20 protein-coding genes are annotated in these 19563 nt (G+C 69.7%); 14 read left to right on the top strand and 6 right to left on the bottom strand.

Translation table 11 applies throughout. From position 1 onward, the window contains the following. The first annotated feature begins 30 nt into the window (after positions 1 to 30). From BLT28_RS31690 to BLT28_RS31670, 5 genes are all read left to right on the top strand, one after another. Complete coding sequence (locus BLT28_RS31690) at positions 31 to 1863, top strand: Xaa-Pro dipeptidyl-peptidase (protein ID WP_030427009.1); 1833 nt, start codon at positions 31 to 33, stop codon at positions 1861 to 1863. A 30-nt stretch (positions 1864 to 1893) separates the two neighbouring features. Next, a complete protein-coding gene (locus BLT28_RS31685) occupies positions 1894 to 2337 on the top strand; it encodes a helix-turn-helix transcriptional regulator (RefSeq protein ID WP_030427010.1) in 444 nt (147 codons plus the stop codon). Between the two features lie 10 nt (positions 2338 to 2347). Beyond that, positions 2348 to 2758, top strand: coding sequence for a VOC family protein (locus BLT28_RS31680; RefSeq protein ID WP_030427011.1), 411 nt, complete (start codon positions 2348 to 2350; stop codon positions 2756 to 2758). 65 nt (positions 2759 to 2823) lie between these two features. Further along, positions 2824 to 5220, top strand: coding sequence for an ATP-binding cassette domain-containing protein (locus BLT28_RS31675; RefSeq protein ID WP_030427012.1), 2397 nt, complete (start codon positions 2824 to 2826; stop codon positions 5218 to 5220). Positions 5221 to 5260: 40 nt separating this feature from the next. Next, complete coding sequence (locus tag BLT28_RS31670) at positions 5261 to 5854, top strand: YdcF family protein (RefSeq protein WP_081899992.1); 594 nt, start codon at positions 5261 to 5263, stop codon at positions 5852 to 5854. 152 nt (positions 5855 to 6006) lie between these two features. Here the strand turns inward: BLT28_RS31670 and BLT28_RS31665 are convergent, their stop codons facing one another. From BLT28_RS31665 to BLT28_RS31655, 3 genes are all read right to left on the bottom strand, one after another. Continuing rightward, on the bottom strand, positions 6007 to 7899 hold the full coding sequence (locus BLT28_RS31665) for an ABC transporter ATP-binding protein (protein ID WP_043810173.1): 1893 nt from the start codon (positions 7897 to 7899) through the stop codon (positions 6007 to 6009). A gap of 62 nt (positions 7900 to 7961) precedes the next feature. Continuing rightward, a complete protein-coding gene (locus BLT28_RS31660) occupies positions 7962 to 8516 on the bottom strand; it encodes a TetR/AcrR family transcriptional regulator (RefSeq protein ID WP_030427015.1) in 555 nt (184 codons plus the stop codon). A gap of 71 nt (positions 8517 to 8587) precedes the next feature. Next, positions 8588 to 9778 carry a Zn-dependent alcohol dehydrogenase gene (locus BLT28_RS31655; RefSeq protein WP_197683919.1) on the bottom strand — a complete coding sequence of 397 codons (1191 nt, stop codon included), beginning with the start codon at positions 9776 to 9778 and terminating at the stop codon, positions 8588 to 8590. Between the two features lie 137 nt (positions 9779 to 9915). Here BLT28_RS31655 and BLT28_RS31650 point away from each other — a divergent pair, with 137 nt between their 5' ends. Next, entirely contained in the window at positions 9916 to 10746 is an 831-nt protein-coding gene (locus BLT28_RS31650) for an erythromycin esterase family protein (protein WP_030427017.1), read from the top strand. Here the strand turns inward: BLT28_RS31650 and BLT28_RS31645 are convergent. Further along, positions 10743 to 12068, bottom strand: coding sequence for an aminotransferase-like domain-containing protein (locus tag BLT28_RS31645; protein ID WP_030427018.1), 1326 nt, complete (start codon positions 12066 to 12068; stop codon positions 10743 to 10745). The two genes, BLT28_RS31650 and BLT28_RS31645, sit on opposite strands and share 4 nt — an antisense overlap. 62 nt (positions 12069 to 12130) lie before the next feature. Between BLT28_RS31645 and BLT28_RS31640 the strand changes: the two genes are divergently transcribed. Then, entirely contained in the window at positions 12131 to 12931 is an 801-nt protein-coding gene (locus tag BLT28_RS31640; RefSeq protein WP_030427019.1) for an alpha/beta fold hydrolase, read from the top strand. A 5-nt stretch (positions 12932 to 12936) separates the two neighbouring features. Continuing rightward, complete coding sequence (locus BLT28_RS31635) at positions 12937 to 13698, top strand: SDR family oxidoreductase (protein ID WP_043810176.1); 762 nt, start codon at positions 12937 to 12939, stop codon at positions 13696 to 13698. On the opposite strand, the gene BLT28_RS31630 is transcribed toward BLT28_RS31635, so the two are convergent. Continuing rightward, positions 13646 to 14377 (bottom strand): class I SAM-dependent methyltransferase, encoded by a 732-nt coding sequence (locus BLT28_RS31630; RefSeq protein ID WP_063766512.1) that lies wholly within the window; start codon positions 14375 to 14377, stop codon positions 13646 to 13648. The genes BLT28_RS31635 and BLT28_RS31630 overlap by 53 nt on opposite strands. Positions 14378 to 14469: 92 nt before the next feature. Between BLT28_RS31630 and BLT28_RS31625 the strand changes: the two genes are divergently transcribed. The 6 genes from BLT28_RS31625 to BLT28_RS31600 all read left to right on the top strand — a co-directional run bounded on the left by BLT28_RS31625 (position 14470) and on the right by BLT28_RS31600 (position 19186). After that, complete coding sequence (locus tag BLT28_RS31625; protein ID WP_052406801.1) at positions 14470 to 15867, top strand: alpha/beta hydrolase; 1398 nt, start codon at positions 14470 to 14472, stop codon at positions 15865 to 15867. Positions 15868 to 15885: 18 nt separating this feature from the next. Beyond that, complete coding sequence (locus BLT28_RS31620) at positions 15886 to 16959, top strand: sensor histidine kinase (RefSeq protein WP_030427023.1); 1074 nt, start codon at positions 15886 to 15888, stop codon at positions 16957 to 16959. Further along, complete coding sequence (locus BLT28_RS31615) at positions 16956 to 17606, top strand: response regulator (RefSeq protein ID WP_030427024.1); 651 nt, start codon at positions 16956 to 16958, stop codon at positions 17604 to 17606. The genes BLT28_RS31620 and BLT28_RS31615 overlap by 4 nt, the downstream gene beginning before the upstream one ends. A gap of 161 nt (positions 17607 to 17767) precedes the next feature. After that, positions 17768 to 18436 carry a TetR/AcrR family transcriptional regulator gene (locus BLT28_RS31610; protein WP_083383804.1) on the top strand — a complete coding sequence of 223 codons (669 nt, stop codon included), beginning with the start codon at positions 17768 to 17770 and terminating at the stop codon, positions 18434 to 18436. 48 nt (positions 18437 to 18484) lie between these two features. Beyond that, positions 18485 to 18724, top strand: coding sequence for a hypothetical protein (locus tag BLT28_RS31605; protein ID WP_043810082.1), 240 nt, complete (start codon positions 18485 to 18487; stop codon positions 18722 to 18724). Between the two features lie 9 nt (positions 18725 to 18733). Continuing rightward, entirely contained in the window at positions 18734 to 19186 is a 453-nt protein-coding gene (locus BLT28_RS31600; protein WP_030427027.1) for a flavodoxin family protein, read from the top strand. Positions 19187 to 19266: 80 nt separating this feature from the next. Here the strand turns inward: BLT28_RS31600 and BLT28_RS31595 are convergent, their stop codons facing one another. Continuing rightward, on the bottom strand, positions 19267 to 19458 hold the full coding sequence (locus BLT28_RS31595) for a hypothetical protein (protein WP_030427028.1): 192 nt from the start codon (positions 19456 to 19458) through the stop codon (positions 19267 to 19269). Positions 19459 to 19563: the final 105 nt, after the last annotated feature.

Genomic DNA, 19563 nt, shown 5'->3' with positions numbered 1-19563 from the left:
TCCGCGAAGTGACATTTCAGGGAGAAGCCGATGAGGCGTGCACGGACCGTCCTGCTGGCGGCGATGGTGGTGTTGCCGCTGACCGGGGCCACCGCGCCGCCGCAGCAACCGGTGTTCGCCCACGGCGAGGCGCAGCCAGTGTTCGACCCGGCGGATGTCGTGCGGGAGAAGGTGTTCGTCCGGGCTCCGATCGACAGCGATCGGGACGGCAAGGACGACGAGGTGCGCACGGAGGTGTTGCGGCTCCGCGCGACGAACCAGAGCTTGAAATCGCCCGTCATCTTCCGGATCAGTCCGTACTTCGGCGGTGGGCAGCGGCCTCCGAAGCACAATGTGGACGTCGACCTGTACGTACCGGGCTGGCCGCGCAGACCGGACCGCCGGGACGTTCCGGACGCTGGGCCGGAGAAAGACCCGCGAGTGTCGGCGGCGCTGGGCAGCTCCGGCCCGAGTCCCCGTGACATTCCGGAGCACGCAGACGAGAAGTACTACCTCGCCCGCGGCTACGCCTTGGTGTACGCGGATTCCCTTGGGACTGGCGAGTCCACGGGTTGCCCGACTTCGGGCGGCCGCAACGAGACCATCGGTGCGCGTTCGGTGGTGGATTGGCTCAATGGCCGCACTACGGCGCGCGATATCAACAACAAGCCCTCGGTGGCTTCGTGGACCACGGGCAAGACGGCCATGACGGGTCTGTCTTATAACGGCACGCTGCCGAACGCTGTGGCTTCCACCGGCGTGAAGGGCCTTGAGGCGATCGTGCCGATGGCGGCCATTTCCCGTTGGTACGACTACTACCGCGCCGGTGGCGCTGTTGTCGCGCCAGGCGCTTACCAAGGCGAGGATGCGGACTGGCTCGCCACGCGGGTCAACAGCCGCGCGGACCGCGAGATCTGCAAACCCGTCATCAACGAACTCACCGAGAAGCAAGACCGCCTCACCGGTGACTACAGCCCGTTCTGGGACGAGCGCAACTACCTCAACGACGCAAACAAGGTGCGCGCGGCGACGCTGATCGCGCACGGGTTGAACGACTGGAACGTCAAGACCAAGCAGGCCGCGCAGTGGTACAGCGCTTTGAAGGCGAACAAGGTGCCGGTCAAGATCTGGTGGCATCGGCACGAGCACGGCGACCCGGTGAACGTGCGCAAGGAAGAGTGGCAGAAGGCGCTCAACCGATGGTTCACCCGCTACCTGTTCGGCCACCAGAACAACGTCGAAGCGGAGCCCCGCGTCACCATTCAGCGCGAGGACAACAGTTGGGCCACCGAAGCCGACTGGCCCGTTCCGGGCAGCAGTGACGTCTCGCTCCACCCACAGCCGGGCGGCGCGGCCACCGGAGGTCTCGGTCTCAAGCCCGCTCGTGGCGTGGAGAAGCTGGTCGACGACGCGAGCAAGAAGGTCGAGCAGCTGATCACGTTGCCGAACTCCGACACCCGGCTGGCGTACGCGACACCTGCGGCCAAGCGGGCACTGCGCGTCAGCGGCGCTATCAAGGCGGAGCTGGAGCTCTCCTTCGACCGCCCCGCCGCGAACGTGACCGCGGTCCTGGTCGACCGCGCGCCGGACGGCACCGCGAAGGTGATCACGCGTGGCTGGGCCGACCCGCAGAACCGCGGGCGGCTCGACCGCACCGAGCCGGTGAAGCCGGGAGAGCAGTACTCACTCACCGTTGAACTGCAGCCGATGGATCACGTCCTGCCCGCGGGCAACAAGCTCGAGCTGGTCGTGCTCTCCAGTGACCGCGACTACACCCTCCGTCCCAGGCCGGGCGCGGGCATCGCGGTCGCGCTCGACCACACCCGGCTCGTCGTGCCGGTTCTCGGCGGCAAGGCCGCGTTCGTGGCGGCGTTCGGTCCCTGACCTGCCCGAACTTGTGGCACCATCGCGCCTGTGACCAGCAAGCCGACCCCGGAGCAGCACCTGCGGGACCTCGCGAGGCTGCGCCGGGTCCGCGACCGGATCGACCGGGAGTACGCGCAGCCGCTCGACGTCGAGGCGCTCGCCCGCGGGGTGAACATGTCGGCGGGTCACCTCAGCCGCCAGTTCCGGATCGCCTACGGAGAGTCACCGTACGGCTACCTGATGACCCGGCGCATCGAGCGGGCCATGGCGTTGCTGCGGCGCGGCGACCTCAGCGTCACCGAGGTCTGCTTCGAGGTGGGCTGTTCGTCGCTGGGCACCTTCAGCACCCGCTTCACCGAGCTGGTGGGCATGCCGCCGAGCGCATACCGGCAGCAGCAGGCGGACGCGACGGCCGGGATCCCGTCGTGCGTGGCCAAACAGGTGACCAGACCGATCAGGAATCGAGAAGCGCGGGCATCCGGCCACACATAGCCTGACCGGCATGGATTTGAATATTCATGCCAGCTTCCTGCCCCAGGACGACCCGGAGGCCGCCCTGGCCTTCTACCGCGACACGCTCGGTTTCGAGGTCCGCAACGACGTCGGCTACAACGGCCTGCGCTGGATCACGGTCGGTCCCGTCGGCCAGCCGCGGACGTCCATCGTGCTGCACCCGCCCGCGGTCGACCCCGGCATCACCGAGGACGAGCGCCGCACCATCACCGAGATGATGGCCAAAGGCACCTACGGTGGCATCGTCCTGGCGACGCCCGACGTCGACGGCACCTTCGCGAAGCTGGTGGCCGGCAACGCCGAGGTCATCCAGGAACCCGCCGACCAGCCCTACGGCGTTCGTGACTGCGCCGTGCGCGACCCCGCGGGCAACACGATCCGCATCCAGCAAACCAGCTGACCCCGATCCCCCTCGCCGCGACGACGCAGGCGGCCACCGCGCAACAGCTACGGAGACGAACGAGCATGGCCACGAAGAAGAAGACGCAGCCGCCTGCGTCGCACCTCGCTGACAGCCACGACCTGATCCGCGTGCACGGAGCGCGCGTGAACAACCTCAAGGACGTCAGCGTCGAGATCCCGAAGCGCAGGCTGACGGTGTTCACCGGCGTCTCGGGGTCCGGCAAGAGCTCGCTGGTGTTCAGCACCATCGCCGCCGAGTCGCAGCGGCTGATCAACGAGACCTACAGCGCCTTCGTCCAGGGCTTCATGCCGTCCCTGGCGCGCCCCGAGGTCGACGTGCTCGAAGGGCTGACCACCGCGATCATCGTGGACCAGCAGCGGCTCGGCGCCGACCCGCGCTCCACGGTCGGCACCGCGACCGACGCCAACGCGATGCTGCGCATCCTGTTCAGCCGGATCGGCAAACCGCACATCGGCTCCCCGCAGGCGTTCTCCTTCAACGTCGCCTCCATCAGCGGGGCGGGCGCGGTCACCATCGAGAAGGCCGGGCAGAAGGTCAAGGAGCGCCGCGAGTTCAGCATCACCGGCGGCATGTGCCCGCGCTGCGAGGGCCGCGGTTCGGTCAACGACATCGACCTGACCCAGCTCTACGACGAGAACAAGTCGCTCAACGAGGGCGCCATCACCATCCCCGGCTACAGCATGGAGGGCTGGTACGGGCGCATCTACCGCGGCTGCGGTTTCTTCGACCCGGACAAGCCGATCCGCAAGTTCACCAAGAAGCAGCTGCACGACCTGCTCTACAGGGACGCCACCAAGATCAAGGTCGACGGCGTCAACCTGACCTACATGGGCCTGGTGCCGCAGATCCAGAAGTCGTTCCTGTCCAAGGACAAGGAGTCGATGCAGCCGCACATCCGCGCGTTCGTCGAGCGCGCGGTCACCTTCACCACCTGCCCCGAGTGCGCGGGCACCCGGCTCAGCGAGCTGGCCCGCTCCTCGAAGATCAAGAAGATCAGCATCGCCGACGCGTGCGCGATGCAGATCAGCGACCTCGCCGAGTGGGTCCGCGGCCTCACCGAGCCGTCGGTGTCGACGCTGCTGGAGAAGCTGCAGCACACCCTCGACTCGTTCGTGGAGATCGGGCTGGGCTACCTCTCGCTGGAGCGGCCCGCCGGCACGCTCTCCGGCGGTGAGGCGCAGCGGGTCAAGATGATCCGCCACCTCGGCTCGGCCCTGACCGACGTCACCTACGTCTTCGACGAGCCGACCATCGGCCTGCACCCGCACGACATCCAGCGGATGAACGAGCTGCTGGTGCAGTTGCGGGACAAGGGGAACACGGTGCTCGTCGTCGAGCACAAGCCGGAGGCCATCGCCATCGCCGACCACGTCGTCGACCTCGGGCCCGGCGCCGGGACCGCGGGCGGCACCATCTGCTTCGAGGGCACCGTCGAGGGGCTGCGGGCCAGCGACACGATCACCGGCCGCCACCTCGACGACCGGGCCAAGCTCAAGAAGACGGTGCGCAAGGCCACCGGCGCGCTGGAGATCCGCGGTGCCACGAAGCACAACCTGCAGAAGGTCGACGTGGACATCCCGCTCGGCGTGCTCTGCGTGATCACCGGTGTCGCGGGCTCCGGCAAGAGCTCACTCGTGCACGGGTCGGTGCCCGCCGGAGCCGGTGTGGTGTCGATCGACCAGGGCGCGATCCGCGGCTCGCGCCGGAGCAACCCGGCCACCTACACGGGGCTGCTGGAGCCGATCCGCAAGGCCTTCGCCAAGGCCAACGGGGTGAAGCCCGCACTGTTCAGCGCGAACTCCGAGGGGGCGTGCCCCACCTGCAACGGCGCGGGAGTCATCTACAGCGACCTGGCGCTGATGGCCGGGATCGCCAACCCGTGCGAGGAGTGCGAGGGCAAGCGGTTCCAGGCGGCAGTGTTGAAATATCGACTCGGCGGCAGTGACACCGGCAAGGACATCAGCGAGGTGCTCGCGATGTCGGTCACCGACGCCAGGGAGTTCTTCGGCGAAGGCGAGGCGCGCATCCCGGCCGCGCACGCGATCCTCGACCGGCTGGTCGACGTCGGGCTGGGCTACCTGAGCCTCGGCCAGCCGCTGACCACCCTGTCCGGCGGCGAGCGCCAGCGGCTCAAGCTGGCCACGCACATGGCCGAGAAGGGCGGCGTCTACGTGCTCGACGAGCCCACGACCGGTCTGCACCTCGCCGACGTCGAGCAGCTGCTCGGCCTGCTGGACCGGCTCGTCGACTCCGGCAAGTCCGTGATCGTCGTGGAGCACCACCAGGCGGTCATGGCGCACGCGGACTGGATCATCGACCTCGGCCCCGGCGCGGGCCACGACGGCGGAAAGATCGTTTTCGAGGGCACCCCCGCCGAGCTGGTCGCCTCCCCCACCACGCTCACCGGCAAGCACCTGGCGGCCTACGTCGGTGGCTGACCTCCTGGCCGATGTCCAGCTGTTGTGGGACTACAACCACATGGGACACGAACTCCGCCGGTGCGACGTGGCGATCGGCCTCGGCAGTCACGACCTGGGCGTGGCCACGCGCACGGCGGAGTTGTTCCACGACGGCTGGTTCCCGCTGATCGTCTTCAGCGGGTCCAACGCACCGACCACAGTGGACCGATTCCCGCGCGGGGAGGCGGTCCACTACCGCGAGCAGGCGCTTTCCCTAGGCGTGCCTGATGACGCGGTGTTGGTGGAGCATGCGGCGAAGCACACGGGCGCGAACATCGAGCTGTCGCGCGCCCTGTTGGGAACACGGGAGATCTCGTCGGTGATGCTGGTGTCGCGGCCGTACCAGCAGCGTCGCGCCTATGCCTCGTGCCGCAGGATCTGGCCGGAGGTAGAGGTGGTCTGTGCGTCGCAGGACATCGGCTTGGAGGACTACCTGGCCGGGATCGGTGACGACGACCGCGTCATCAACACCGTCGTCGCGGACACTCAGCGGATCCGCGTCTACGGCGAGCAGGGCTTGGCGCTCCCACAGGAGATGCCCGCCGACGTTTGGGTGGCATACGAGCGACTGGTCGGCGCGGGCTACGACAAGCGTGTCATCGCGAACGCTTGAACGTTGTTTCCCTTCCAGGGGATTCAGAGCAGCCTGAAGCATGCTCATACGCGGTTCACGCGCCGTTCCGGGAAGGCACAATACTGTCGGCCCCGACGCCGCAGGAAGGGCCCTTCGCGATGGGGATCGGCGAAGGGCCCTTCCTCTACGCCCTAGCGGTCGGCCAGGTAGGCCTGGGCCTGCAGCTCGAACAGCTCGGCGTAGCCCGCGCCGGCCGCCATCAGTTCCTCGTGCGTGCCGTACTCGGCGACCTTCCCCTTTTCCAGCAATAGAATGCGCTCCGCCTGCCGCACGGTGGAGAAGCGGTGGGAGATGTAGAGCGTCGTCCTCCCGGAAGCCAGTTCGCGCAGCCGCGAGAAGAGCTCGTGCTCGGCCTGCGCGTCCAACGCCGAGGTGGGCTCGTCGAGGATGAGCAGCGGAGCCTCGCGGTGGAAAGCCCGCGCCAGTGCGATCTTCTGCCATTCGCCGCCGGACAGGCTCACGCCCTTGTCGAACCACCGGCCGAGCGGGCTGTCATAACCGCGGGGCAGCCGGGAGATGCGTTCGTCGGTACCCGCGCGGCGCGCCGACTCCTCGATGTGTTCCCGGTCCTCAAGGCGGTTCAGATCGCCCAGGCCGATGTTCTCCGCTGCCGTGCCCTGATAGGTCACGTAGTCCTGGAACATCGCGCTGATCCGTTTCCGCAGCTCGACCGGGTCGTAGTCGCGGATGTCCACGCCGTCGAGCAGGATCTGGCCGCCGGTCGGGTCGTAGAGCCGGCACAGCAGTTTGAACAGCGTCGACTTGCCCGCGCCGTTGCGCCCGACCACGGCGACCGTCTCCCCCGGCCGGATCTCGAAGCTCACCCCGTCCAGCGCCGCCTCGTCCGCACCGGGATAGGTGAAGGTGACCTCGCGGAACTCGATGTGTCCTTCCACAGTGGACGGAAACGGGCGCGGTGCCGTCGGAGGACCGATCTGCGGCTTGGTGGCGAGGAACTTGTAGAGGGTGTCGAGGTACAGGTTGTTCTCGTACATCCCCGAAAAAGCCGTGAACAGCCCGGAAACGGAGGACTGCACCGCGGTCGCGGCGGCGGTGTACAGGGCGAGATCGCCCAGGGTGAGCCTGCCCGCGACGGCCTCCAGGGCGATGTAGAGCGCCATCACCGAGCCCGTCAGGGTGCTCAGCAAGCCCCACGAGGTCGAGCTGATACTGCCCTTGACGGCCAGTTTCCGTTGGCGCTCATAGGAAACTTCACCGAGCTTGCGAAACCGGTCGACGAAGTAGCCGCCGAGGCCGAAGAGCTTGGTCTCCTTGGCGTAGGTGTCGGTCGTGACGAGGGAGGACAGGTAGTCCATCCGCCGCTTGATCGGCGACATCACGAAGGTCTGCCAGAAGGTGCGCGCGCCGTACTTGGACTGCGAGATGAACGCCGGGATCGGCGCGAGCAACGCGACCAGCGCGAGCACCGGACTGACCACCACCAGCAGCGCGATCATGCTGCTGAACGTGATCGCGGAGCGGAGCAGGAGCAACGCCGAGGTCATCATCGACAGCGGGCGGCGCGGCGCCTCCTGGGCGGCCTGGCGGAGCGTGTCGTAGGACTCCGAGCCCTCGAAGTAGGCCAGGTGCAGCTCGCTCGCGTGGTCCATCACCTGGTGCCGCACGGTGAGCGTCATCCGCTCCTGCAACAGCGTCTGCGCGACGGTCGTCACCGCCCCGCTGATCGAGGTCAGCGCGAGGACCCCGAACTGCAGCACGGCCACCCACACGATGTCGGTGGTGCTGCCCCGGTGCTGGATCGCCGCGACCACGGAGTCCAGCAACAGCTTCGCCACGTAGGCGGTGACCGTGGGGAGCAGTCCGGACAGCAAGGTGATCAGGGTGATCACGATGGTCAGCACCGGGCTCGCCTGCCAGGTCAGCCTGGCCACCTTCGGCAGGCCGCTGACGGTGCCCGCGACCGAGGTGCGCATGCGGGCGAGCCGCGAGCGCAGACCCTTCGGCCGCTCCGGCGGTGCCGCCTCGGGGATGTCGGCGGAGCCGGTCAGCCCGCTGTCGGGCACCGTCGCGGCGGCCCGCCGCCCACCCCGCCGCGCGAACAGGGCTTCGAATCCTCCTCCTGGGATCACGCGGCCCCCAGCGCGCCGTGCAGGAAGACGTCGATGATCTCGCGCGTGCTCGGGCTGTCGTCGAGGCTGAGCCGCTTCCCGCTGAAGAGCAGGGCGAGGAACAGCGACGCGAGCTGGCCCGCCGGCAGGCGAAGGCGGTCCTGGTCCGGCGCGAACAGCTCGGCGACGGCCTCGCGCATCGCGTTCATCGACTCGCGGCGCCCGCCCTTCATCGGCGAGCGGCGCCCCCTGCCCAGCGGGTGCAGCGCCGCCATCAACGCGCTCATCCGCTCCAGGTGCGCGCCGAGCGCGTCGGCGGCCTCGGCGAGGCGCTGTTCGAGCGGCTGGTCGAGCGGGATCTCCGCGATCGCGTCCAGCACGCGGTCCGGGCGCAGCGCTTCGGCCGTGCACGCGTCGAACAGCTCCTCCTTGTCCTTGAAGGCGCGGAAGATGGTGCCCTCGCCGATACCGGCAGCACGGGCGATCTGGCTGGTGGTGACCGCGGGACCGTGCTCGACCAGCAGCGGCAGCACGGCGTGGACGATCATCGAGCGCCGCTCCCCGACGCTCATCCCCGGGGCCCTCCGCCGGGTGTTCTCCGTGGGTGTCATGCCCCCAGTGTGCGGAGTGAGCACTCACTCCGTCAACTGAACACCACGGCTCCGCGCAAGTTCCGCCCGGCGGCGAGGTCGGCGTAGCCCTGGTTGATCTCGTCGAGCCGGTAGGTCCGCGTGATCATCTCGCGGAGCCGCAACGAGCCGTCGCGGTAGAGCCGCAGCACCTCCGGGATGCCCGTGCGCTGGCTCGTCGAGCCGTACAGTGAGCCGATCAGCGTTTTCTGGCCGCGCAGCAGCTCGGACGGCGGGATCGGTGTGGCGGCAACGCCCTCCGGGGTCAGGCCGGTCATCACCACGGTGCCGCCCACCGCGGTCGCCCTGCTGGCGTCGAGCAGCGTGGCGGCGGGGTCGACGCAGACGAACGCGTGGTCGGCCCCCACGCCGTCGGTCAGCTCGCGCACCCGGGCAGGCAGGTCGACGCCCGCTCCCGCCTGGATCACGTGCGTGGCGCCGAAACTCTTTGCCGCGTCGAGCTTCCACGCCTGGAGGTCGACCGCGATGACCACGCGCGCGCCCGCGATGCGGGCTCCCTGCACGGCGTTCATCCCGTCACCGCCCACACCGATCACGACCACGGTTTCCCCGCGCCGGACCCGCGCCGCGTTGGTGACCGCGCCGACGCCCGCGGGCACCCCGCACGCCGACAGCGCCACGACGTCGAGGGGGAGGCTCCGATCGACGACGACCACGCTCGCCTGGTCCACCACCGTCCGCTCGGCGAAGGCGCCCACCAGGCAGAAGGACCCGACATCGCCTCCGGCGGCGTCGCGGCGGCGATAGGTGCCGTCGAGCTGCGGGCCGCGCAGGATGCGTCCGCTCTCGGCGCAGCGGTGGTGCAGCCCGGCGCGGCACCACCGGCAGACGCCGCACGCGGGCAGCCAGGTCAGCGCGACGTGGTCCCCCACGGCGACGCCGCGCACGTTGGCCCCGATCGCTTCCACGACTCCGGAACCTTCGTGCCCCAGCACCATCGGCTGCATCGCCACCTGCCGCTCACCGCGGAGCACGTGCAGATCGGTGTGGCAGAGCCCGACCGCCGCCATGCGGACCTGGACCTCGGTCGGGCCGGGCGGGTCGAGCTGGATCTCCTCGACGGAGAGCGGTTTTCCGACACCGCGGAACAGCGCCGCGCGAGTCGTGCCGGGAGAAGCAGGAGTGGGTCCGCTCAAGGCCATTGCTCCCGTCAGCGCCAACAGGGTTCGCCTGGTCAATTCCATGTCTTCACGCTGTTGGAGCGCGGGTGAAAAGCACGTGAGCCACCGGAAGGGATTCTTCAGCAGTGCGCCTTCCGATCCGCGGAAACAGCCTGGCGCGACTTGACCTCAACCGCTGTGGAGGTTGGACGCTGGGCGCCATGACGATCACCGACTACGCCCTGCCCGTCTCCGTCGACCCGACCGCCGCACAGGATGACCTGCTGTCCTTCGCCGTGATGGTGGGCGATGCCAAGGTCGTCGCCCTCGGCGCGTCAGCCCGCACAGCGCGCGAACTCTCCCTTTTCTCCCACCGGATCCTTCGATTCCTCGTCGAGCACAAGGGATTCCGATCACTGGCTTTGGAAGGCGACGACGTGGCCAGCGTCTACCTCGACGACTACGTGCGCTCCGGGCTCGGTGACCCGCGCGAAGTGCTCGCCGGAGCACGGAGTTTTTGGCGCACGGAGGAAATCCTGGAAACCGTTCGCTGGCTTCGCGCCTACAACGAGCGGCATCCCCACGACCCAGTGCGGATCGCGCACCCGCCCAGGCCGATGTCGACGTCGGGCGATCTCGAACGGCAGCTGGCCGACAACACGATCGCCTGGCAGGAGCGGACCGGGCACAAGGTCGTCTACTGGGGCGGTCTCGCCCACACCGCGATCAGCAGTCCGTCCACCACCGCGGGCGGCCATCTGCGTGAGCGATACGGCTCGGACTTCGTGTCGGTGGGGCTGACCTTCCACCACGGCGATGTGCTCTTCCCCGTGCCGGCCCCGCCCGCGGATTTCGCAGAGGCCGCGTTCGAGCAGGTGGACCTCGACGCGTTCTACCTCGTTCCGCCCTCGGACTCCCTCGCGCGCAAGACCCGCGTCATCGGCCCGCTCCCCGAGCCCGACCACCACCTGTCCGGCGGTTCGCTCCACGAGTGGTTCGACGTCGTCTTCCACGTCCGCGAGGCCACCCCCGTCCGCCTGCTCCTTCCCTAGTGGATCTCGGAGAATTCGGGGGATGAGCGGGCGAGGGCGGCGAGCGTGCGGAGTGCGGTCGCGAGGACGTCCGGCGCGGGGGCGGAGGTGGCGACGCGCACCGCGTTGGGAGCACGGCCCGAGCCGACCGCGAACGCTGCCGCCGGGCTGACCGCGATCCCCCTGCGGGCAGCGGCTGCGACGAACGTTTCCGCGCGCCAAGCCTCGGGCAGCTCCCACCAGCAGTGGTACGCCTGCATGTCCCCGACGACCACGAAATCGCTGAGTTCCTTGCGCACCAAGGCTTGTCGAGCCGCCGCGTCCTGCCGTTTGGCCGAAGCGATCAGGGCGGCGGTTCCGTCGGAGATCCAGCACGACGCCGCCGCCAGCGCGAAGCCGGGCGCTGCCCACGTCCCGGACCGCACTGCTCCGGCAATTCGATCCACGAGATCCGTTGGGGCGACGAGGAATCCCACAGTGAGGCCGGGCGAGATGCGCTTGGACAGGCTGTCCACCAACACCGTGCGCTCGGGGGCGAGTGCGGCCAGCGGCGCGATCTCGTCGCGGAGGAAGGTGTAGATCGTGTCCTCGATCGCGTAGATCCCCAGCTGCCGCACCGCGTCCGCGACGTCCTCGCGGCGACTGCGCGGCATCGACGTGCCCAGCGGGTTGTGCAAGGTCGGCTGCAGGTACACCGCGCGGACGTTGGCGGCGCGGAGCGCATCCGGGTCGATGCCTTGGGAGTCCATGGGGATCGGCACGAGCGTAATGCCCAGCCGCGCCGCGATCGCTTTCACCACCGGATAAGTCAGCGCTTCGACTCCCAGGCGTTCGCCCACCGGAACGAGCGCGGCGATGGCGGCGGCGATCGCCTGCCTGCCGTTGCCCGCGAAGATCACGTTGTCCGGTGACGGCGCCCATCCGGTCCGCCCCAGCAACGACGCAGCGATCTCCCGAGTGCCCGGATCGCTTTGCACCACAACGGGTTGCAGGGCCGTACCGAAGACGTCGGGGCGCATCAGGCGCTCCATGCTGCGTGCGAGCAGACCCGGCTGTTCCGGCAGCACGGAGAAGTTCAGTTCGAGGTCGACGCGCGCTCCACCGGGCTCGGCCAGCGCGGTCTCCAGCGGTGGCTTGCCGGCACGGACGAACGTGCCCCTGCCCACCTCGCCGACCGCGAGCCCCCGCCGCACCAGCTCGCCGTACACCCGCGCCGCGGTCGAGCCTGCGATGCGGTGCCTGCGCGCGAACTGCCGCTGCGGGATCAGCCGCTCGCCCGGCCGGAGGCGACCGGCGGCGATGTCGGCGGCGATGGCGTCCGCGATGATCCGGTAGTCGTCCACTCATTGCTCCGAGAACATTGTGCTCATTGCACTCGATTATCGGCCTGCTTAGCGTCGTTGTCATGAGCACGGTAACCCTCGGCGGCATCACGTTCGGCTACGACGACCTCGGCTCCGGCGAGCAGACGCTCGTCCTGGTGCACGGCCACCCCTTCGACCGCAGCATGTGGCGCCCGCAGACCGAGCACTTCGCGGAGCGCGGTTTCCGGGTGATCGCCGCCGATCTCCGCGGCTACGGTGAAACCACTGTGGTGCCGGGAAAGACGCTGTTGAGCACCTTCGCGAAGGACATCGCGACGCTGCTCGACCACCGCGGTGCCGACCGCTTCGTGCTCGGCGGGCTGTCGATGGGCGGACAGATCGTCATGGAGTGCCACCGCCAGTTCCCCGAGCGCATCACCGGCCTGGTGCTGGCCGACACGACGGCCGAGGCGGAGACCGGGGACGGCAGGCGCAACCGCGCCGAGATGGCCGCGCGATTGCTCCGAGAAGGCATGCGGCCGTACGCCGAGGAAGTGCTCTGGAAGATGGTCGCCGAGGACGAGGCAGCGGCCGAGCACGTGCTGCGGATGATGCTCGCCGCGCCGCCTGAGGGCGCAGCCGCGGCATTGCTCGGGCGAGCGGAGCGGCCGGACTACCTGGACATGCTCGGCCGGGTCGCCGTGCCCGCGCTCGTGGTGGTCGGCACCGAGGACGAGTACACGCCGATCAGTGACGCACGGCTCATGCACGACCGGCTGCCGGACTCCACACTGGTGGTCGTGGAAGGTGCCGCGCACATGCCGAACCTGGAACGCACCGAGGAGTTCAACGGCGCGTTGCACACTTTCCTCGACAGCATCGCAGCCCGAACAGAACGGTGATCGTTGTGACCAGGCAGAAGACCGTGTTCGTCACCGGTGCCAGCGCCGGATTCGGAGCCGCCATCGCGCGCCGGTTCGTCGCGGAGGGCGCGCGGGTCGTCGCCACCGCCCGCCGCGCCGACAAGCTCGCCGAGCTTGCGGGCGAACTCGGCCCGAACGTGCTCCCGCTCGAACTGGACGTGCAGGACCGCACGGCGGTCGAGGCGGCGATCGCCACCCTGCCCGCCGAGTTCGCCGAGATCGACGTCCTGGTCAACAACGCCGGTCTGGCCAAGGGGCTCGAACCGGCGCACAAGGCCGATCTCGACGACTGGGAACAGATGATCGACACCAACTGCAAGGGGTTGGTCTACTGCACCCGCGCGCTGCTGCCGGGCATGGTGGCGCGCGGCCGCGGCCACGTGATCAACATCGGGTCCATCGCGGGCACCTACCCCTACCCCGGCGGCAACGTCTACGGCGCCACCAAGGCCTTCGTGCACCAGTTCAGCCTCAACCTGCGCAGCGACCTGCACGGGACCGGTGTCAGGGTCACCTGCGTCGAACCGGGCATGTGCGGTGGCACCGAGTTCTCGGTGGTGCGCTTCGACGGCGACGAGGGCAAGGCGAACGACGTCTACGCCGGGATGAAGCCGTTGAGCGCGGAGGACATCGCGGAGTCGGTGCATTGGGTTTCCGCGCAGCCGCCACACTTCAACGTCAACACCATCGAGCTCATGCCGGTGGCCCAGAGCTTCGCGGCGTTCCAGGTCCACCGGGAGCGTTGATCGCCAGCACTGCCGCCTGATCGCGCCGCCGCCACAGGGTTCCCACCCCGGCGAACCCGGCGGCGCGCAGCGCGTCCACGTGCCACGACACGGGCGGATGGAAGTCGGCCGACTGCCCCTGTCGTCCCACAAGGGGTCCGAGCACCGGGTGAGCTGCGATGCCTGCCCACCAACGCACCCACGCGTCCCCGGACCCGGCTGGCTCGGCGAAGCCGGGAAGACCGTCGTCGATCATCCGGTCCGCATTGGCGAAAGCCCCGCCGGGCACCAGGATGCCGCGCACTTCCCGGTAGACCCGCCGCAACGGCTCGGCCGCGAAGCAGTGCATCGCGGTCATCGTCAGCACGAAGTCGTACCGCTTGTGCGGCAGCGCGTCCACCCAGTCCGGCGAGCCCAGGTCGGCCTGCACCAGCTCGACCCCGGGCAGCGACGCCTCGGCGATGGCGCGCAGCACCGGGTTGAAGTCGAGCAGGGTCACCTCCGCCTCCGGGAGCCGGGCGAGCAGGCGGTGCGCAAGCGTGCCCGTCCCACCCGCGAGGTCCAGCACGCGCACCGGCGAGCCCTTGTCCCGCACCAGGTCCACGAGCGCGCTCGCCGCTTCCTCGCGGTAGGGCAGGTAGACCTCCTGCTGGCGGTCCCACTCCGCCTGGATGGCGCCCGCCTCGTCCTTCGTCAGCATCACCCGAGCTTATCGAAAACGATTATCAAATCAAGAGAGATCTATCCCAGGATGGACGTGCCGGCCCCCTCCCGCCCGCGAGGCTCGACGACATGAGAGCAGCCATCACGATCACCGCCGTCGCGGGCCTGCTCGCCGGGCTCACCACGGCGGCCGGTGCCACGGAAACCTTGCGGTGGCGCGACTGCGGCGAAGGCGTGCAGTGCGCCGATGTCCGGGTACCGGTGGACTGGGCGCGGCCGCACGGGCAGCGGACCAGCATCGGCCTCGCCAAGATCCCCGCGCGGGACCAGGCGACGAAGCTCGGCCCGCTCGTGGCCAACCTCGGCGGACCGGGGCCGACCGTCGCGCACGTACCGCGGCTCAAGGACAGCTTCGCCGAGCTGACCAGGTGGTTCGACGTGATCATCTTCGATCCGCGCGGCTTCGGCGCGAGCCGGGGCGTCACGTGCCCGACCCCCTCCCCGGTCCCCGACCTCACGGCGTGGCCGCCGAACCGGGAGGCCTACCAGGCGTACGCGGAGGCCAACCGGCGCTTCGCCCACGACTGCACTCCCGCGCTGGGTTCGTTGCGGGACAAGCTGAACTCGTGGCAGAGCACGCACGACCTCGACGCGATCCGGGTGGCGCTGGGCCAGCGCGAGCTGAACTACTACGGCAACTCCTACGGAACCGTCTACGGCCAGAACTACGCGGAGCTGTTCGGCAACAAGATCAACCGCATGTACCTGGACAGCGTGTTCGACCACAGCGACCCGGACATGAGTTCCTGGGCGCTGTCCGGCCCCGAGGTGACCGAGGCGAACCTGCACCGCTTCGCGAAGTGGGCCGGGCAGGACCCCGCCTCGGCGTTGCGCGGCAAGGACGTCCTGGCCACGTGGGACCGCGTCATCGCTGCGGCACAGAGGAATCCGATCCCCGCTCCGGGAGCGGGGCGAACCGTTACCGCTTCGGAGATCGCCATGGCCGCGGCACCCGGCTTCGAGCAGATGTGGCCGGAGTTCGCCAAGGCGCTCGCCCAGGCCGACACCGGTGACGCCACGCTGATCGCGACCCGGCGACCAGGTGCGAGGGATCCCGATCTGTCCAGGATCGCGCTCTGCTCGGACTTCCCCTACGACGTGAGCTACGACAGCCTGAAGCGCTTGGAGAACGAGGCCCGGGTGCGGGCGCCGCGACTGGGGTGGCGCGATGTCTGGCTCATGGGTTACCACTGCGCGGGCCTGCCGAAGATCGGGACCTACCCGCCGAAGCCGATCAGGGCCAAGCACGCGGCACCCGCCCTGGTCACCAACGGCAGCTACGACCACGGCACGCCGCCGGAGTTCGGCAAGCGGGTCGCCGCGCAGCTCCCCGGCGCGCGCTACCTCAGCGCCGAGGGCGGTCACGCCCAGTACTGGGGCGGGCGCAACGCGTGCGTGCGCGATCGGGTGCACCGCTACCTCGTCGACGGGGAGCTGCCCGCGCCCGGCACCCACTGCCCGGCGTAGCTGGTGTACCAACGTGGCATGTCCACCACCAGGGACGCCCTCGGCTGCGCGGCGATCGCGGCTGCTGTGTTCGGCGCCGCGCTGCTCGAGGGCTCCCCTGCACGACCGACGGCGCTCGCGGTGCTCAGCATCGGCGTCGCGGCTCCGCTGATGCTGCGCGAGCGGATGCCGCTGACCGCCGCGACGGTGTCCTCGGTGGTGGCACTGCTCGGTTTCGCGGTGCCCGGCTGGTCGGGGAAGGTGGTGGCGATGGCCGCGTGCGGTGCGGCGGCCTACTACCGCCCGAACCGGCTGGCCGTGGTGCTGACCATCTCCGTGCTCGGTTTCCTGCTGGTGCCTGCCGTGGTCGCGTCCCGCCCGGTCGGCACCACGGCGGTGCTCACCGAAATGATCATCACCTCGATCGCCCCCGCCGTCCTGGGCTACGCCGTGCGACTGCGGGCGGAGCGCGCGGAGCAGCTCGCGCGGTTGCACCGGGCGGAGGCCGCGCGGACGGTCGCCGAGGAACGGGCGGGCATCGCCCGCGAGGTGCACGACGCGGTCGGCCACCACCTGACCGCGATCCGGATGCAGGCCACCGCCGCGCGCCACGTGCTCACCGACGCGTCCCCGGTCGCGACAGCCACCCTGAACACGATCAACGATCTCGCCGCACGGGCGTTGAGCGAGGTGCGTGACATGCTGGAAACGTTGCGGGACAAGCCTTCCGGGTCTCGGGTCGAGGAGATCGCGGAGCTGGTCGATCGACTGTCCACATCGGACAGAAAGATCACGTTCGAGGTGACCGGTGACATCGGCGACCTGCCGCCGCTCATCGACCACGGCGGCTATCGCCTCGCGCAGGAGGCGCTGACGAACGCGATCAGGCACTCCGGGGCCGGCGCGATCACGGTGAACGTCGCGCGCGAAGCGGACTCCGTCGTGATCACGGTGCAGGACAACGGCCCCAGCACTTATGTCAGCGCGGAGGGTTCGGGCGTCCGCGGCATGCGCGAGCGCGCGCGACTGCTCGGCGGGACGGTGACGATCTCGGTGGCGCGGCCGCACGGCTGGCGCGTCCGCGCGGTGCTCCCGGCACGGGTGGGCCGATGATCCGGGTGATCGTCGCCGACGACCAGGCCGAGGTCCGTTCCGCGCTGCGGCTCGTGCTGGACGCCGAGCCGGACATCGAGGTCGTCGCCGAGGCCGCAGACGGCGCGGAGGCGGTGCGCAGGACCGAGGAGTGCCGGCCGGACGTGCTGGTGCTCGACATCCGGATGCCCCGGCTGGACGGGATCGGCGCGATCACCAGGCTGGCCGGGGCATCCGGCGCCACCAAGATCATCGCGCTGACCACCTTCGGCATCGACGAGTACCTCTTCGGCGCGCTCCGGGCCGGGGCGACGGGGTTCCTGCTCAAGGACTCCGAACCGCGGCTGCTGCTGGACGCGATCCGCGCGGCACACCGCGGGCACGGGCTGGTCGACCCGCAGGTGACGCACCGGCTGATCGACCGCTTCGCCAGCCTCAGCCCGCGCCCGCCCACCGCGGAGCTGGACCGGCTGACGCCGAGGGAGCGGGAGGTGCTGCTGGAGATCGCGCGCGGGTTGAGCAACGCGGAGATCGCCAGGCGCCTGTGGATCGAGGAGGGCACCGTCAAGACGCACGTGGTGCGCGTCCTGGCCAAGCTCGGCCTGCGAGGCAGGGTGCACGCGGTGATCTACGCGCACGAGCACGGCCTGCTGCGGGAGCAGTGGTAATGACCGGCGCGGGCAACACAACACCGCGCCCCGACAGTGCCGCCCGCGCCGATCCGCACGTTCTGCACACCCCCAGGTGGAGCAGAACGGTGATCTTCGCCGAGATTATTACAAGCTGTAACAGTCAGCCAAGGGCATTGCCGTCGGACTAGGTTGGCGGGGTGAGCACCGAGCCGCCGCGGCGCCGTCCCGGGCCGGCACCGCGGCTGAGCCGCGAGTTGATCGCCGACGCCGCCATCGCGGTCGGCTTCACCGAGCTGACCCTGGCCTCGGTCGCCGAACGGCTCAGCGCGACGCACGCGGCGCTGTACCGGCACGTGACCGACCGGGACGACCTGGTGGTGGCCGCGGTGGAGCGGCTGGTCGGCGGGCTGCCGCAGGCGCCGGAGAGCGGGGACTGGCGCGAGGTGCTGGAGGCGGGGGCCTGGGCGCTGTGGCGGATGTACGCCGACAACCCCGGCGTCGACCAGGTGCTCTGCGCGATCCCGGCGGCCCGCGAGGTCGTCATCGGCCACACCGTCTCGCTGATCCGGCGCCTCTGCGCGATCGGCTTCGACCCGGGGTACGCGGTGCTGGCCGCCGACATCGTGGTCGACTTCGCCAAGTCCTCCGGCGGCACCGCGGGCCTGGTGCACGCCGCGTCGGCCGCCGAGATCCGCGCCGCGCTGGCCAGGGCGAGCGCCGACCAGGCGGAGAACGAGCTGCTGGGCGGGGCCAGCGGGGCGCTCAGCCGGGACCACCGGCCGTGGGCGGCGCGCAAGCTCGCCGTGGTGCTCGACGGCATCGCCGCCAACACGCCCCCGACCCAGGAGAAGACCTCCGTGAAGTGATCAACAGGGGGTCGCTCGATGGGGTGGGTAATCGATACCTTCTTTGGGGTGACGAACGATCAGGTCACCATCCAGCTGAGCCCCGACGAGGCGCTCGTGCTCTTCGACTGGCTTTCCCGCACCGACGACCAGGGCGGTCTCGACCCGCTGACCGAGGACCACGCCGAGCGGGTCGCCCTGTCCAGCCTGGCCGCCACCCTGGAGGACCAGGTCATCGACACCTTCGACCCCGCGTACACCCAGCGCGTCCGCACCGCGCGCCTGCGGCTGACCCGCGATCTGCCCTAGGGTCGGCCCGTGCCCCGGTTGCTGCTGGTCCATCACACGCCGTCGCCGAACCTCCAGGCCATGTTCGAGGCCGTCGTCTCCGGCGCCACCGCCCCGGAGATCGAGGGCGTCGAGCTGGTCCGGCGCGCCGCACTGGCCGCGACCGCCTCCGACGTGCTCGCCGCCGACGGCTTCCTGCTGGGCACTCCCGCGAACCTGGGCTACATGTCCGGCGCGCTGAAAACGTTCTTCGATTCCGTTTTCTACCCGTGCCTGGACGCCACGAAGGGCCGTCCGTACGGCCTTTACGTGCACGGCAACAACGACACCACCGGCGCGGTGCGCTCGGTCGAGGGCATCACCAAGGGCATGGGCTGGGGGAAAGCCGCCGAGCACGTCCTCGTCTCCGGGGAACCCGGCAAGGACGAGCTGCGCGCGTGCTGGGAACTCGGCGCCACACTCGCCGCCGGGCTGATGTCCTGATCATGGATTCAGCCGAGCCTGAAGCGATTCTTCGAATCCCACTCCGTTCGCGTTACTGCGCCTTTGGCCGCAAGGCATCATCAATGGCAGTGCGAGTTGTTCGAGAACTTCGCCGGCCGGGCGCTCCTCAGCGCGATCGGAGCCTGCGCCGCCCTCACCACCGCGGTGACCCCGGCGCAGGCGGGCATGAGCGGGTGCAACCGCAACGCGTGCATCACCATCGACGGCGGTGGGACGCACGTGAACTGGGTCCGGGCGTCGACAAAGGGCATCGGCTTCTTCTGGGGTCACTTCCACGTCTGGGACGGTGGCATCGACGTGAACGTCCTTCGGCAGCTGGGGACCCGAGGGCCTGAACGGCGCGTACACCGTGCAGG

Source organism: Allokutzneria albata, assembly GCF_900103775.1.
In the GTDB taxonomy this organism is placed as follows: Bacteria; Actinomycetota; Actinomycetes; order Mycobacteriales; family Pseudonocardiaceae; genus Allokutzneria; species Allokutzneria albata.
Note: the sequence above shows the minus strand (reverse complement) of the source record. Positions and strands in the feature narration are given on the sequence as shown.

Excerpts from the sequence above, each read along its gene's own strand:
- BLT28_RS31690 (WP_030427009.1), top strand. The coding sequence starts at position 31 with ATGAGGCGTGCACGGACCGTCCTGCTGGCGGCGATGGTGGTGTTGCCG.
- BLT28_RS31680 (WP_030427011.1), top strand. The coding sequence starts at position 2,348 with ATGGATTTGAATATTCATGCCAGCTTCCTGCCCCAGGACGACCCGGAG.
- BLT28_RS31675 (WP_030427012.1), top strand. The coding sequence starts at position 2,824 with ATGGCCACGAAGAAGAAGACGCAGCCGCCTGCGTCGCACCTCGCTGAC.
- BLT28_RS31670 (WP_081899992.1), top strand. The coding sequence starts at position 5,261 with ATGGGACACGAACTCCGCCGGTGCGACGTGGCGATCGGCCTCGGCAGT.
- BLT28_RS31660 (WP_030427015.1), bottom strand. The coding sequence starts at position 8,516 with ATGAGCGTCGGGGAGCGGCGCTCGATGATCGTCCACGCCGTGCTGCCG.
- BLT28_RS31655 (WP_197683919.1), bottom strand. The coding sequence starts at position 9,778 with ATGGAATTGACCAGGCGAACCCTGTTGGCGCTGACGGGAGCAATGGCC.
- BLT28_RS31650 (WP_030427017.1), top strand. The coding sequence starts at position 9,916 with ATGACGATCACCGACTACGCCCTGCCCGTCTCCGTCGACCCGACCGCC.
- BLT28_RS31640 (WP_030427019.1), top strand. The coding sequence starts at position 12,131 with ATGAGCACGGTAACCCTCGGCGGCATCACGTTCGGCTACGACGACCTC.
- BLT28_RS31630 (WP_063766512.1), bottom strand. The coding sequence starts at position 14,377 with ATGCTGACGAAGGACGAGGCGGGCGCCATCCAGGCGGAGTGGGACCGC.
- BLT28_RS31625 (WP_052406801.1), top strand. The coding sequence starts at position 14,470 with ATGAGAGCAGCCATCACGATCACCGCCGTCGCGGGCCTGCTCGCCGGG.
- BLT28_RS31620 (WP_030427023.1), top strand. The coding sequence starts at position 15,886 with ATGTCCACCACCAGGGACGCCCTCGGCTGCGCGGCGATCGCGGCTGCT.
- BLT28_RS31615 (WP_030427024.1), top strand. The coding sequence starts at position 16,956 with ATGATCCGGGTGATCGTCGCCGACGACCAGGCCGAGGTCCGTTCCGCG.
- BLT28_RS31595 (WP_030427028.1), bottom strand. The coding sequence starts at position 19,458 with ATGCCCTTTGTCGACGCCCGGACCCAGTTCACGTGCGTCCCACCGCCG.